Origin of the sequence: Methylomonas rivi, assembly GCF_024505165.1 — a bacterium.
In the GTDB taxonomy this organism is placed as follows: Bacteria; Pseudomonadota; Gammaproteobacteria; order Methylococcales; family Methylomonadaceae; genus Methylomonas; species Methylomonas rivi.
On sequence record NZ_JANIBK010000002.1, the window covers coordinates 55,002 to 69,355 of the forward strand.

Sequence of the window (14,354 nt, forward strand, 5' to 3'; positions counted from 1 at the left end):
TTTTTAAAAAAAACGCTTATTTTATCTCCCAGTACAACGTAAATAACATAAGAAAAATAAAGCACGGTTAAAGCATAAATAATTGTAGACATAACTTAAATTTTATTGAACAAATCGATATTAACTGAATAAGATTATTCCCTTAAAGAACGGGCACATCCTGTGCCCTATATTAAGGAGGGGGATTAATCTTTTAAGAAGCTGGTCATAATGCCGGCGGGATCGATACCCTGATGAGGGAACTGCTCCCACAAGCCGCCGCAGCCTTCTTTATGGGTACCCAAATGCGCGTATTTGGGCGTATAACCGCGTTCCAGCAACCAGGTCCCCATGCGGCTACCCAAGCCGGTCTTGCGATTGAAGGCTTCAACCACCATTACTTTCGGCGATTTGCCGATCTTGGCCAGCATATCTTCGTCTATGACGTTCAACGTCGGTTTGTTGATTAGGCCGACATCGATACCTTGTTGTTTCAGGCGTTCCACGGCATCCAGCGACCGGTACAGGGCTTCGCCGAAACTGACGATGTAACCCGCGCTACCTTCTCGAATCACTTCGTCCTTGCCGGAGACGAATTTGTAATCGCCGCCGAAGAACTCGTTGCCGTTGCTGTCCAGAATGGTCGGCACCTTGGAGCGGGTTGAGAACACGAAGCGCAGGCCCGGGTTGAAGAAAATGGTTTCCAGACAGGCTTTCATCTGCAGCGGATCGGCCGGGAAATACAGATTGGTAGCGTAACCGTCGCTCAAACCGTTATCGGCGAACATATTGTTCAAACCGAAGTGGCAGGTGTTGTCCGCCATGTCGTCGATACCGGAATGCGAGAAATGGCTCAGCACATTGGAATTGTTCAGACGCGCCATGGTGATTTCGGAAATACACATTTCCAAAAACGCACTGAATGTACCGAAGATGCCTTGCTTGCCCGCTTCCATGCCGAAACCGGCGGCGGCGGCGAAATTACCCCGCTCCATGATACCGGAGGAAATGAACACTTCCGGGAAGGCTTTGTGGATTTTGATCAAGCCGCAAGAGCCTTCCAAATCGCTATCAACCACCCGCACCTTTTCCACTCTTTCGGCATCGCTCATGCGGCCGAGGATTTCCACGCAAGCATCGCCGAACACATTGCGGTTGGCATCCCATTTATCGCTGGAACCCAAGAATACCGCGTCGTTTTTAGGCGCTTGTACGGTTCTCAAATGGTCCGCCGCCGCCTGCTGGCCATGCGATTCCAGATATTCCAGTGCGACTTTGACCGACACCACGTCGTGGCCGTGCGTCGAACCTTCCAGGCCGACAATACCCGGGCACATCGGTCTGTGATTGATGACCGCCACCGGGCCCGGCGTATTGATAGCCGTGCAAATGCGTTGATACAAATCGTCGAGATCTTCGCCGTCACCTTCCAGAACGGTAACGCCTTGACCTGCCAGAGTCTTGGCGGTACTGCAGCCTTTTAAATAATCGGACGGGTGGCCGGCGATGGTGACATTGTTATCGTCGATAATCAGTTTTACATTCAGCCCTTGCGCCACCGCCAGACGGGCGGCTTCCGCATCGTTACCTTCCTGCTGCGAACCGTCGGAACCCAGACAAAATAAAATCTTGCCAGGGTTGGCGATAGCCACACCGTTTACATACGGCCACATGTGGCCTAAACGACCGGAACTGAATTTTACCCCCGGCGTAAAACCTAGCTCCGGATGGCCGGGCAAATGCGAATGCGCGGCGCGGTATTCCATTAGGCGTTCGGCCGGCAAATCGCCGTTCAGGGTAGACATCAAATATTGGGTAGCCACCCGGTGCCCGGCTTCATCGAAAAATATCGGCACGAAGCTATCGGAACCACGGAACAACGCGTCCATGATCATGACTTCGGGTACCGTATCGTAAGGCCCGCCGGTATGTCCGCCCACGCCGCGAGCTGCACCCGTGGCAGTGAAAAATACGATAGCGTCGCGACAAAGCTGGATATTGGCTTTGAGGCTGGCTCTTTGCTCGGCAGTTAAAGTTGGATTGTTTGGGTTTAAAGCGATGCGCTGATAAGCGCCGAGATCAATTGGAAATTGGGACATAGTCAAACTCTTGGTATATATATTATTGTTATAGACGCACAATCGGATTGTGCAGTCATTTTACCCCTGTATAAAACTACAACGGCCATTAAAACCTTGAAAAAATAATTTGCCAATTAGCAACATTATTGATGCTTTTTTACAAAAGACGTTGTTTATAAGTCGCTAATTTAAATTAAATTTTCCATGCCGTTGGGCTCAACCTTACACCCATTAAATCGCGCTTTGCAAGCTTTTTTAAAGGCCCTTGGTTTTGTACCGAAACAAGCAATGCGAGAGGAGTTTAACCGCAAAATACCAAAATCGGTATTCGCATAAATCAATAATTCACGGCGCCATTATTTATTCATTTAAATTTTTCTAAAAAAATAATAAAGGCCGAAATAAAAATATTTCAAACCAATATCCGGTCGCCAATTAGACAAGATATTCATGTAAAATTACCGTCGTACCGCATTCAGCCCCGGAAACCACATAACAAATTGAATTGCAAAGATTAATTGTGCCGGTCGCGTAACCGTGGACTATGGTTCCGATATTCATGCGGAATATTTATAATCCGCAATTTGCGGATATCCCATTCCAGCCAAGCCGCTTTAAATCCCAGCGGAAATTCATCCATAAAAATTACGGACCGTCCTTGCCGGGATAACTCGCTTAACCGCCGAACAACTGGTGATCGATCAAATCGCATAGGCAATGGGAGATCAGCAAATGCACCTCCTGGATGCGAGCGGTGGAACCGGACGGCACCCGGATTTCAATATCGGCTTCGTTTAGCGCGCCGGCCAAGGCACCGCCGTCCTTGCCGCTCAGCGCAATCACGGTCATATCCCTGTCGTGGGCGACCTTTACGGCTTTGAGGATATTGGCGGAATTACCGCTACTGGTGTACGCCAACAGAATATCCCCCGCCTGGCCCAAGGCGCGCAATTGCTTGGCGAAAATTTCGTCGAAATGGTAATCGTTGGCAATCGAGGTGATGGTCGAGGTATCGGTGCTCAAGGCAATGGCCGGCAATGCCGGACGTTCCCGCTCAAAGCGATTCAGCATTTCGGACGAAAAATGTTGCGCATCGCCGGCGGAACCGCCATTGCCGCAAGTCAGCACTTTTTTGTCGTTGACCAGCGCCTCGACAATTTTTTGCGAAGCAAACTCGATCAGTTCGCATAGACTGGCCATGGCATCCTGCTTGGTCTGGATGCTGTCGGAAAAGTGGTTGATGATACGGTCTTGTAGGCTCATAAAAGTCAGGTTTGAAAAGCGTTTTTAATCCAATTAATGCGGCTGTCGCCGGAGAGGGCCACCACATCGAAACGAATGGCGCAGTGGCTCAGTTTGTTGATTATGACATAGTGTTGCGTGGCAGCGACGATGCGCGCCTGTTTTTGCCGGGTAATGCTGGCCAAGGCGCCGCCGAATTGTTCGGATTTGCGGTAGCGTACTTCCACAATCACCAGCGCCGCGCCATCGCGCATCACCAGATCCAGCTCGCCGGCCTTGCAGCGGTAATTACTGGCGACCGGCGTCAAGCCCTGCTGTTGCAAATACGCCAGCGCCTGCCGTTCGGCGTTATCGCCCTTGACTAAATGCGCCGGCTTGGATTTGCCGAATACCATTATTCGGCATATCCGGAAGCCACCGGCACTCCGCCCTTGAATTGGGCGCAGACCAATTTACGGGTGACGCGGTTTTGCCCGTTCAGCGCCAAATGCCCGGTAGCCCCCGCATAAGGCACGGTTGCTAATTGATCCAGCCGCCCCAACAGATTGTAAGCGTCGATGCCCAGCGCCACCAGCCTGCTTAAACTGTCCGGCATGCCTTGCAGACTATCCCGTAACGCGGATTGGCTCAACGGCCCGCCAAAATAACTATCGAACAACCAAGGCATATCGCAAAACCCGAACGAACCTAATTCGGCATCCTGTGCCGGGTTGGGCGATCCGGAATAGATAGTCGGCATGGCGTAGACGGCCAAATCGGCGCTTTGACGGTATTTCAATTGCGGCGCCAGTTCGCGGGCGGCATCGGCATTGGCGCTCAGCAACAGGGCACGGGACGGTTGCCGGCCGTCGGGGTAGCTCGAAGCAGCGATTAGCCGATTCAAGGCATCCCCAATATCATGCTGTTTCGGATCGTAGGATTGTATGCCGGCCACCGTGCCGCCATGATTCTGCCACGCCGACGCCAGATAATTGCCGATCCGTTCGCCTTGCGCGGTATTCGGCACCAACACCAGGGCGCTTTGCCTGCCCTCATGCCGAGCCTTTGCCGCCAAGGCTTCCGCTTCATCGATAGGACTCAGGCCGAACTGATACAACTGGGTTTGACTCAGTTCATCGACGTGGTTCAACGCCAGCACCGGTACGCTCAGATTGGCGTTATACGCCAGGGCCTGGATCTGCTCTTTAACCAGCGGCCCTATCACTTGCTTGGCCCCTTCGGCCACCGCCTGTTGATACAGGCTGCCGACATCGTCCTGAGCGCTGTCGTAAAACTTTAACGGCAGCTGCGGCGAGGCACTGGCGGCCAGACGATAAGCCGCTTGCAAACCCAGTTTAACCGCCTTGCCGGCCGGGGCGTAAGCGCCGGAAGCCGGCAATAATACCGCAATCACGCCAGCCTCCGGCGGCTGGGTTTGCGCTTCTTGCCCGGAGGCATTTTCCTGCGGCGCGGCACTAGCCGGCATGTCCAGATAAGCCTGCAAAAACCCCGCATTGGCGGCATGTCCCGGATAATCTTGCCGCCATTGCTGAATTTGGCCGTTTAAATCGACACCCGGCTGATTACGCTGCTTAAGTAGCTTGGCGAGAGACATCCAGCCTCTTAATTCGCCGGCCATTTGCGGCCGGGTTTGCAGGGTTTCTTCCGGCAATACGCTGAGCATGTCGATAATGGCGGAAATATTGGCTTGCTGCTGTTGCGGGTCCCGCAACAAATTACCCAGCCCGATACGAGCGCTAACCCCTTGCAGCACATCGCCCATCAATAAATTGGCAAACGCCAGCGACTGGTAATAAACGATCTTATCTTGGGCCGGCAACAACGTGGGGCGAACCGTTTTCAGTTTTTGCAAGGCATGCTCGGCGTCACCCATGCTCAGGGCGATTTGCGCATCCAGCAGATTGAATTTGCCGCGTTGTTCCGGGGACAATTCGGCTTCGTTAATCAAGTCCAGTTCTTGCCGGGCCGTCTGGTTATCGCCGCCTTGGATCGCGGTGTCCGCACGCAACAAATGCTTGTCGGCCCGCTCATCCGCCAAACCGTAACTCTTAACCGCGGGCGCAACCGGCCGGCTAGGCTGGGGCCGGGTTTTTACTTCCAGATGCGTCCGGTTTTTCACGGGTTCAGGCGCGCAGGCCGTTAAAAAAAAGCCGGCAAAAATACAGCAGGCCAAACGGCGACCGGGCATAATGAAAAAAGACTTTGAATCAGACATAGCGGCGGAGGGCCCAAAACAGATGTCCGGAAAATTATACGTGGTTGCCACGCCAATAGGTAATCTGGCGGATTTCAGTTTTCGGGCGGTCGAGGTTCTCAAGCAGGTGGATTTGATCGCCGCCGAAGATACCCGCCACGCCAAAATGCTGCTGCACCATTACGGCATCAATAAACCGCTGGTTTCTCTGCATCAGCATAACGAAGAGCATGCCTCGCAAGGCTTGATCGACAAAATACAAGCCGGTCTATCCATTGCACTGGTTTCCGATGCCGGTACCCCGCTACTCAGCGACCCCGGCCTGCCCCTGGTGAAACTGGCGAAACAGGAAGGCCTGGATGTCGTACCCATTCCCGGCGCCTGCGCGCTGATCGCCGCCTTGTCCGTCTCCGGCCTGCCCGTCACCCGCTTTACCTTCGAAGGATTTCCGCCGCGCACCGCCTCGGCCCGCAAAAGCTTTTTTCAGGAAAAACTGACCGATGCCACCACCTGGGCTTTTTACGAGTCCAGCCACCGCATTCAGGCCGCCTTGGAAGACATGGCGGACATCTTCCCCGCCGATCATGAAATCGTCATCGCCCGCGAAATCACCAAGCTGCATGAAACCATTTTGAAAGCCCCGCTGGCCGACGCCGTGCGGGCGGTACAAAACGACGACAACATGCGCAAGGGCGAATTCGTGGTCATTGTTGCCGGGCGCAAAACCGAAGCCGATAACCGACAACTCAACGACGAACAACTAAAAATCCTGCGCTTGCTGCTAAAAGAATGTTCGATCAAAACCGCCGTGGCTCTAGCCACGGAAATTACCGGACAGCGTAAGAAACTGTTGTATCAGGCCGCGCTGGAGATACAGGAAAGGCGGGAGCATTAAGGCCATCCTTCGAATACGCTTGGCCAAGTCAGGAAACCGCGGAAAGGCCAAAGCGTTATCGACCGGGAAATTTTTAGCGGCAAGGCACAAAACAGGGCATCTAATTGTTTTTGTTAAGTTCATTGCCTTTTTATACGATTATCTGTTTCGATATTATGTAAGCTTCTATCCCATCAACCCGTAGACATCATGCTGCCTACGGCATCCCGTGATGTTTTGATCAGGAGCGGGTATGGCCGTTACATCGAAATGGCGTCGGCATATTGAACGCTGGCAAGGCAGCGGTTTGTCGCAGACCGAGTATTGCGGGCAGCACGGCATCAATATCCGTACGTTCGCGGCGAGACTGAGCGACTCTCGCAAACGACCTGCAGCCGTATCGGGATTAGTTTTGCCGTAGCCAGCGCAAAGCGCCCAACCCGGCCGTTCGGCCGGTTGCCAGGCAGGCGGTCAGCAAATAACCGCCGGTGGGGGCTTCCCAGTCCAGCATTTCGCCGGCGCAAAACAGGCCGGGCAGCTGGCGCAGCATTAAATGCGAGTCCACGGCCCTAAAGCTGACGCCGCCCGCGCTGCTGATGGCTTCGGCCAGCGGGCGGGCGGCGGATAGCGTAACAGGCAGCGCTTTTAAGCTGCCGGCCAGTATTTCCGGATTTTGCATCTGGATTGCGGACAGCGCTTCGCGCAGCAACGCCGTTTTGGCGCCATCCAAATTCAGCCGCTTGCGCAGATGGTTGGCCAGGGTAGCCTTGCCGCGCGGCTGAGACAAGCGGGAGGCGATGTTATGAACATCCCTATCGGGGCAAACATCGATAAAGATACGGGCGGAACCGGTATTGTCAATTTCATCCCGCAACAGCGCCGAACAGGCGTAAATCAGGCCGCCTTCCAGACCGTAGCCGGTCAGCATCAGTTCGCCGGTTTGGCTGAAGGTTTCGCCGCGGCCATGGGTAAAATGTAAACGGACCGCTTTTAACGGTTGGCCGGCGAAGCGTTCCCGGAAATATTCGCTCCAAGACACATCAAATCCGCAATTGGCCGGTTTTAAAGGCACAACTTCGATATGGCGTTGCGCCAACAAGGTTTGCCACGAGCCGGTAGAACCCAACTGCGGCCAGCTGCCGCCGCCCAAGGCCAGAACAACCGCATCGGCTTCGATAAGCAGTTCGCCGCTAGGGTTGGCGAACTTAAGCCGGCAATCGTCCGACCACCCGTGCCAATAGTGGCGCATATGAAAACGTACACCGGCTTCCCGCAGCCGATGCAACCAGGCGCGCAACAAGGGCGCCGCCTTCATTTCGGTGGGAAATACCCTGCCGGAGCTGCCGACGAAGGTGTCTATGCCCAAACCTTTAACCCAGGCGCGTAACGAGTCGGGGCTGAAATCGTTTAATATCGGCTCCAGCTCACTACGATGCCGCGCGTAACGGCATAAAAATTGTTCGAAGGGTTCGGCATGCGTGATGTTCATGCCGCCCTTGCCCGCCATTAAAAACTTGCGGCCGGCCGACGGCATGGCGTCGTAGACCTCGACTTTCGCGCCGGAGGTCATCAAAACTTCGGCCGCCATCAAGCCGGCCGGTCCCGCGCCTATGACGGCTACCGATTTGTTGGAAATGCTCATATTGCCGGCCATTATTGTTGGAGGGCGCCGTCGGCGGCGTTACCCCGCGGGCTTGGCGAGGGGGGATGAATGATCAGTGCCGGCATTCGCCTATGTCTTCGAACCAGATTTGCGGTGACTGTTCGATGAATAGCCGCATTAACGCCGTGCATTTTTCATCGTTTAACTCGATGATTTTGACGCCGGCTTCGCGTAGCCAGTCCAGGTGCCCAGGGAAGTTTGCCGACTCGCCCACCACCACGGTGCCGATATTGAACTGGCGAATCAGGCCGGAGCAATACCAGCACGGCGCCAAGGTCGTTACCAGAATCTTGTCGCGGTAATTGGTTTGGCGGCCGGCCTTGCGGAAGGCGTCGGTTTCGCCATGCACCGAAGGATCGTTGTCCTGCACCCGCCGGTTGCGGCCGCGCCCCAGCAAATTGCCGTCGGCATCGAACAAGGCCGCGCCGACGGGTACGCCGCCTTCGTCGAATCCGGCCTGGGCTTCTGCGTAGGCAATGGCTAGCAGGTTTTCGTAGTTCATTTTATTCTCCAGAATTAATCAAGGCCTGCTGGCGCGGATCGACAATTCAATCCATCGCTTCCAGCGGAATCACTCCCGACAAGGGTTCGTTGCCTAATACGATAGCTTCGGTGACATAGATTCGATTGACGAAAGCGATTTCAATCGGGGCGATTTTGGGTGCCTTGCGCTGGTAATTCGCTACCTGCTGGCTGACTTCGGTAATATCAAAGCTCAGTTGCAATGCAATGTCTTCGGTTGCACCGGTATCGGCCAGAGCGTTGATCTCAACTTGTTTGCGGGTGAATAGGTTGGTTAATTTGAAGAGAACAGTCGTACTATTAATATGCATATCGAAATCAAGTGAACGATATTCGAACTAAGATCGGATCAAACCAAAAGAAGACAGTTCCGTCATTTGTCTTGGTTGCCGTCCGGGCAGCAGCTTTCCACACACTCGAATATAAGCGCCTTCGGTCATATGTGCTTTGTCTGCTTCCTGATATTGCTGAGAGTCTAGTGACACTCTTGTTCGTACACTTTCGCCTTCTTGAAGCAGCAAATTTAGTATGACTTCGCCAGATCTATGTCCGTCTTCACCCATTTCGCCGGAAAGCCGTTCGACGGTCCCAATAAAAGTGTCGATAGAGTGACCCTCTTTAGGGCGGAGTTCACGACGAATCTCTTCAATTCTACCAAAGTAATCTCGTTGAAATCGTAGCGTCCCGTTCATGGAATCCTTTGCTGAAATCGGTTCCAAAGCCGACCAGTCAAAGCTTATGTCAAGAGAGTTACCCAAGGTTTCATCGTAAAACTGAGTCAAGGCTTCGCAAAGATTTGAAGAAAGGATAGGTGTTGATGTTGATTTCAATGAATCTACAAATTGATCCAGAGAGTCTCCTTCGATTGCGAATATCAATTGTTCCATACCACGCTTTAATGCAAGTGTTACTCGACGGACAAATGGTAGATCACTCTCGTCTCCCATTGGTAGAGCCCCTTGAATATCGAGAGCATGAATCGGACATGAAACTTGGAGCACGAAACTGCCGGGTGCTGTGTGACCAAATCTTGATTTTTCTATAAGTTGTTGTGCTTCGGTAAATGCCAAGCGTGGGTGATATGCTTTGGGTCGCATAACATTGCAGGCCGAGGCTTTCAATAATTGTTGCAAGCCGGAAACCAGCGATGTTGTAAAGCTTAACGGAAGAGAACGGTCCCCGTTTTGCTCAGAAAATATTCGGAACCGCAAAGAATCTTCACGAATATTTAATGCCCGAGTTTTAAGTGTTCCAGGATGTACATCCAAGATTTCGCTAAGCTTGTCTATTACTCGTTGGGTGGATTCGGCATAATCGGGGGCCGCTAAGTCCATTGGAAATGTTAATTGCCGATTCGGGAACTTAGGATTTTGAAGCACATACAACCGATCTGAAAGTCCCTCTTTGACCAGTTCCCAACCTAGCGATTTTGTAAAGTCTCGCAAATCTGTCGGCGAAATCAATGATTCTTGAGTCATTTAATTACCTCTGAATATCGAGGAACTTTGTTATGAGAAAGCGATGCCATTAAAGCAATTAGACTTTCAGGATCAAAACGATTGGCTTTCGGTAAATATACTGTTTGAGCTGTAGCATTGTTGGACGGTTTTGCCCCTCTCAGGCTTACCCAATATGCACACTTTCTTAAAATCAGCGCATCTTCATCCAGGCTAAGCCATTCTTCGCGATTCTCAGGTAGAAATAGCACGACTAAAATTCTAGGCGTCGAAATAGCTTCGCTACGAAGGTCATCGTAGCGGGAAATACCAGCTAAGGAATAAGACAAAAATTTATCGTCCGATTCAACTGGTTGTTTTACAGTTGCCTTTAGTTGAACCTTAACATCGATTTCTTGCCGATAGCCTCCGCCAGGAAATGGTCCCCAAGCGGTCAGCTCTGCGTCTATACCTGCATTATCATCATTTCTGGAGCCGAGCTTGCAACCCACTCCTGCCTTAGAAGCCACGGCGTGAATATAGGCATAACTCAATTCGGCTTCGATGTCGTTATTCGAAAGCGGTCTCACGTTTTCTTACCTTGCCGAAAAATTGATTTCTGTGGAAATTGCTGGTTCAGTATAGCTATAAAACCGTTAAGCCGATTCCTAACAAATTATCGCTGCAAAAAATTCCGCAACATATCGTGCCCGTGCTCGGTCAAAATCGACTCGGGGTGGAATTGCACGCCTTCTATATCCAGGGTTTTATGGCGCACGCCCATGATTTCGTCGATGTTGCCTTGCTCGTCCCGGGTCCAGGCGGTGATTTCCAGGCAATCCGGCAAAGTGGCCTGCTCGATCACCAGCGAGTGGTAGCGGGTAGCGGTGAACGGGTTGTTCAGACCCTTAAAAACGCCGACGTTGTTGTGATAAACCGGCGACACCTTGCCGTGCATGATTTGCTTGGCGTGGATGATGTGGCCGCCGAAGGCGTAGCCTATGCTTTGATGGCCCAGGCAAACGCCCAGGATCGGGTATTTTCCGGCGTAGTGGTGGATGGTTTCGACGGAGATGCCGGCTTCTTTCGGCGTGCAGGGGCCTGGAGAAATGACGATTTTGTCCGGGCGCAAGGCTTCGATGTCGTCGACGGTGACTTCGTCGTTGCGTACCACCACCACCTCGGCGCCGAGTTCGCCGAAGTATTGCACCAGGTTGTAGGTGAAGGAATCGTAGTTGTCGACCATCACCAATCTGACGCCGCTCATGCTTTGCCTCCGAGGCCGGCTTCGGCCATGCTGACGGCGCGGAACACTGCCCGGCCCTTGTTCATTGTTTCTTCCCATTCGCTACGCGGCACCGAGTCGTAGACGATGCCGGCACCGGCTTGAATGTGTAAAGTTTGATCTTTAATCACCGCAGTGCGGATCGCAATCGCGGTATCCAGATTCCCGGACCAGGAGATGTAACCGACCGCGCCGGAATAAATGCCGCGCTTGACCGGTTCCAGTTCGGCTATGATTTCCATGGCCCGAATCTTCGGCGCGCCGCTGACGGTACCGGCCGGGAAGGTCGCGGCCAGTACATCGAAAGCATTCTTGCCTTCTTGTAATTGGCCGGTGACGTTGGAGACAATGTGCATCACGTGCGAATAGCGCTCGATGATCATTTTGTCGGTCAGTTTGACGCTGCCGATCTTGGCCACCCGGCCGGCATCGTTGCGGCCCAGGTCGATCAACATCAGGTGCTCGGCGATTTCCTTGGGGTCGGCCAACAGCTCTTTTTCCAGTTCCAAATCCTGTTCGTGGGTCTCGCCGCGGCGGCGTGTTCCCGCAATCGGTCTGACCGTAACTTCGTTGTCTTCCAGCCGCACCAGAATTTCCGGCGACGAGCCGACGATGTGGAAGTCTTCCAGATTCAGGTAATACATATACGGCGACGGATTCAGGCAGCGCAGCGCGCGGTACAAATCCAGCGGCGAAGCGCCGAACGGGATAGACATGCGTTGAGATAGCACTACCTGCATGCAGTCGCCGTCGGTGATGTATTGCTTGGCCTTGCGCACCGCGTCCTCGAAACCCTGTTGGGTAAAGCCGGAGACGAAATCGTTTTCGTGCACGTGCTTGACCGACGCATGCGGTTGCGGATGGGCATGGGGTTCGCGCAGTTTCGCCACTAGCCGGTCCAGCCGGGCTTTGGCGTTGTGGTAGGCATTGTCTTGGGAAGGATCGGCGTGAGTCAGCAGCAACATCTTGCCGGACAGGTTGTCGAACACCAGCAAGTCCTGCGAAACCATCAGCAAAATGTCGGGCGTGCCGATGGGATCCGGCTTGGCGCCGGCCCGCAGGCGCGGCTCGATATAGCCTATGGTCTCGTAGCCGAAATAACCGACCAAACCGCCGTTGAAGCGCGGCAGCCCCGGCACGTCCGGTACTTGGTATTGTCGGCGGAACTCTTCTATCCACTCCAATGGCTGGGCGTGTTCCAAAGTTTGGGTGTCGCTACCGTCCTGTTCCACGGTGATGGTATGGCCGCTGATTTTGACCCTGGTTTTGCACGGCAGGCCGATAATGGAATAGCGGCCCCACTGCTCGCCGCCGTGTACCGATTCGAACAAGTAGGAATAAGGGCCGTCCGCCAATTTTAAATAAGCGCTGAGCGGCGTATCCAGGTCGGCCAGCACTTCGCGGCAGACGGGGATGCGGTTGTAGCCTTGTTGGGCGTATTCGGTAAATTGCGCGGGTGTCATGCTGTTATGTTGGGGTAACTGTCTAGGGAGCAGGCAAATCGCCAATTTGCTGTGAAGCATCGGCTAAAAACGTGTTTGGATTATATCTTTTTTCGTCCCTTTCGGCTTCGTTATAAAATCGCCGGCTTTACCATGAACAGGCGCGCATAATGAAACTGGTTACTTTGATACATAACGGACACAGACAAATCGGCGCCGTGGTCGGCGACAGTGTGGCGATTGCCACCGGCCACATCGCCCATGCCGACAATATGCTGGACTTTTTGTCCTGCGGTCAAACCGGCATGGCGGCAATGCGGGATTTGATTGCATCCGGCCGGCATCGGATCAATTTGCCGGAGGTACAACTTTTGGCCCCGGTTCCCAGGCCGGGAAAATTCCTGGGGATCGGCTTGAATTATGCCGACCACATCAGCGAAACCGGCCGGGAGAAGCCGGAATATCCGACTTTTTTTACCAAGCAAAGCAGTTGCGTGATCGGCCACGGCGCCGCCATACATTGCCCCGAGGTATCGGAAAAAGTCGATTACGAGGGCGAATTGGGATTTGTGATCGGCAAACGTTGCAGGCATGTGCCGGTCAATAAAGCCCATGAAGTGATTGCCGGTTTCACCATTTGCAATGATGTGACCGTGCGCGACTGGCAACAGCGCACGCCGACCTGGACCTTGGGCAAGTCGTTCGACACTCATGGGCCGATGGGACCCTGGCTGGTGACGGCGGATGAAATCGCCGACCCGCACAGCCTGAATTTAAAAACCTGGGTGGACGATGAGTTGCGCCAAAACGCCAATACCGGCGCAATGCTGTTTAATTGTTACGAAATGATTGCCTATTTAACCCAGGCCATGACGCTGGAACCGGGCGATGTGATCAGTACCGGCACGCCTGCCGGTGTGGGGGTAAAAATGAAGCCGCGCGGTTATTTAAAACCCGGCCAGACCGTGCGGATTGAAATCGAAGGTATCGGCGCCTTGGTTAATCCGGTGATTGCCGAACCGGAACATTTTTGCCTGCAAGGAGCGCTTTAAGTCGAAATTAAGTGATGTTCGGCAAACTATACTCAACCCAAAGTAAAAGGTAGTCTGCCTACCAAGAGGTCATCATGAAAAGCTTATCCTTAATCGCCTTGCTGAGCATACTGGTGCTGACGGGCTGTGCGTATCCCGCCTATCATCGCGGATATGCCGGATATGGCGGCGGCTATAGCACCGGCTACGGGGTGAGCAGTTATTCTTCCGGTTATCCGGCGTCGGTGTATTACCGGCATGGCACGGTGCCCGGCTATTCCTACCGATACAGCGCGCCGCATCCTGGATACGGGCATGGCCTGCAACATTATGATTGGGATAGGGCGCGCGATCGCCATCAAGCCGATAGGCGCGGCCGCGATAGTTGGCGGGTCGAGCGCAATTTGGCCGGCGAGCATCAGCACAGGGATATGGGGCCTCAAGGCCGGCGCGGTGGCGATGATCGCGAGGCTTTATGGCAAAGCGTTCCGCATGCCAATAATTATGGGCCGAGGCGAGACGGCGGGCATGAGCATGGCGACAGGCGCGAGGGCGGTTTTGGCCGGCGAGGCCGTGACGGCCGCTGAGAAGCCGGTAAATTCGAG

At 53.5% G+C, this 14,354-nt stretch carries 15 protein-coding genes; 4 read left to right on the forward strand and 11 right to left on the reverse strand.

Translation table 11 applies throughout. From position 1 onward, the window contains the following. Window positions 1–185 precede the first annotated feature (185 nt). From NP596_RS00900 to NP596_RS00915, 4 genes are all read right to left on the reverse strand, one after another. Window positions 186–2,078: a thiamine pyrophosphate-binding protein gene (locus tag NP596_RS00900; RefSeq protein ID WP_256613315.1), complete on the reverse strand. Its 1,893-nt coding sequence runs from the start codon at window positions 2,076–2,078 to the stop codon at window positions 186–188. A gap of 657 nt (window positions 2,079–2,735) precedes the next feature. Beyond that, complete coding sequence (locus NP596_RS00905; RefSeq protein WP_256613316.1) at window positions 2,736–3,323, reverse strand: phosphoheptose isomerase; 588 nt, start codon at window positions 3,321–3,323, stop codon at window positions 2,736–2,738. A 5-nt stretch (window positions 3,324–3,328) separates the two neighbouring features. Next, the gene (locus tag NP596_RS00910; protein WP_256613317.1) at window positions 3,329–3,697 is read right to left on the reverse strand and encodes a YraN family protein; all 369 of its coding nucleotides are present in this window, start codon (window positions 3,695–3,697) and stop codon (window positions 3,329–3,331) included. Further along, complete coding sequence (locus NP596_RS00915; protein ID WP_256613318.1) at window positions 3,697–5,421, reverse strand: penicillin-binding protein activator; 1,725 nt, start codon at window positions 5,419–5,421, stop codon at window positions 3,697–3,699. The genes NP596_RS00910 and NP596_RS00915 overlap by 1 nt, the downstream gene beginning before the upstream one ends. Before the next feature lie 118 nt (window positions 5,422–5,539). On the opposite strand from NP596_RS00915, the gene rsmI reads away from it, so the two are divergent. Together rsmI and tnpA are read left to right on the forward strand one after the other, a co-directional pair. After that, window positions 5,540–6,391, forward strand: a complete 852-nt coding sequence (gene rsmI / locus NP596_RS00920; protein WP_256613319.1) for a 16S rRNA (cytidine(1402)-2'-O)-methyltransferase — start codon at window positions 5,540–5,542, stop codon at window positions 6,389–6,391. A gap of 232 nt (window positions 6,392–6,623) precedes the next feature. After that, on the forward strand, window positions 6,624–6,791 hold the full coding sequence (tnpA, locus tag NP596_RS22135) for an IS66 family insertion sequence element accessory protein TnpA (RefSeq protein WP_443191935.1): 168 nt from the start codon (window positions 6,624–6,626) through the stop codon (window positions 6,789–6,791). Here the strand turns inward: tnpA and NP596_RS00925 are convergent. From NP596_RS00925 to trpE, 7 genes are all read right to left on the reverse strand, one after another. Continuing rightward, the gene (locus tag NP596_RS00925) at window positions 6,777–8,024 is read right to left on the reverse strand and encodes a TIGR03862 family flavoprotein (RefSeq protein ID WP_256613320.1); all 1,248 of its coding nucleotides are present in this window, start codon (window positions 8,022–8,024) and stop codon (window positions 6,777–6,779) included. The two genes, tnpA and NP596_RS00925, sit on opposite strands and share 15 nt — an antisense overlap. Window positions 8,025–8,085: 61 nt before the next feature. Beyond that, window positions 8,086–8,535, reverse strand: coding sequence for a nucleoside deaminase (locus tag NP596_RS00930; protein WP_256613321.1), 450 nt, complete (start codon window positions 8,533–8,535; stop codon window positions 8,086–8,088). A 46-nt stretch (window positions 8,536–8,581) separates the two neighbouring features. Continuing rightward, the gene (locus tag NP596_RS00935; protein ID WP_256613322.1) at window positions 8,582–8,866 is read right to left on the reverse strand and encodes a hypothetical protein; all 285 of its coding nucleotides are present in this window, start codon (window positions 8,864–8,866) and stop codon (window positions 8,582–8,584) included. Between the two features lie 27 nt (window positions 8,867–8,893). Next, on the reverse strand, window positions 8,894–10,033 hold the full coding sequence (locus NP596_RS00940; RefSeq protein ID WP_256613323.1) for a hypothetical protein: 1,140 nt from the start codon (window positions 10,031–10,033) through the stop codon (window positions 8,894–8,896). Continuing rightward, window positions 10,030–10,581, reverse strand: coding sequence for a DUF4365 domain-containing protein (locus NP596_RS00945; protein WP_256613324.1), 552 nt, complete (start codon window positions 10,579–10,581; stop codon window positions 10,030–10,032). The genes NP596_RS00940 and NP596_RS00945 overlap by 4 nt, the downstream gene beginning before the upstream one ends. A gap of 86 nt (window positions 10,582–10,667) precedes the next feature. After that, on the reverse strand, window positions 10,668–11,258 hold the full coding sequence (locus NP596_RS00950; RefSeq protein WP_256613325.1) for an anthranilate synthase component II: 591 nt from the start codon (window positions 11,256–11,258) through the stop codon (window positions 10,668–10,670). Continuing rightward, window positions 11,255–12,739, reverse strand: coding sequence for an anthranilate synthase component I (gene trpE, locus NP596_RS00955; RefSeq protein ID WP_256613326.1), 1,485 nt, complete (start codon window positions 12,737–12,739; stop codon window positions 11,255–11,257). The genes NP596_RS00950 and trpE overlap by 4 nt, the downstream gene beginning before the upstream one ends. Before the next feature lie 149 nt (window positions 12,740–12,888). On the opposite strand from trpE, the gene NP596_RS00960 reads away from it, so the two are divergent. Further along, on the forward strand, window positions 12,889–13,770 hold the full coding sequence (locus tag NP596_RS00960) for a fumarylacetoacetate hydrolase family protein (protein WP_256613327.1): 882 nt from the start codon (window positions 12,889–12,891) through the stop codon (window positions 13,768–13,770). A gap of 74 nt (window positions 13,771–13,844) precedes the next feature. Further along, window positions 13,845–14,336: a hypothetical protein gene (locus tag NP596_RS00965; protein ID WP_256613328.1), complete on the forward strand. Its 492-nt coding sequence runs from the start codon at window positions 13,845–13,847 to the stop codon at window positions 14,334–14,336. Window positions 14,337–14,354: the final 18 nt, after the last annotated feature.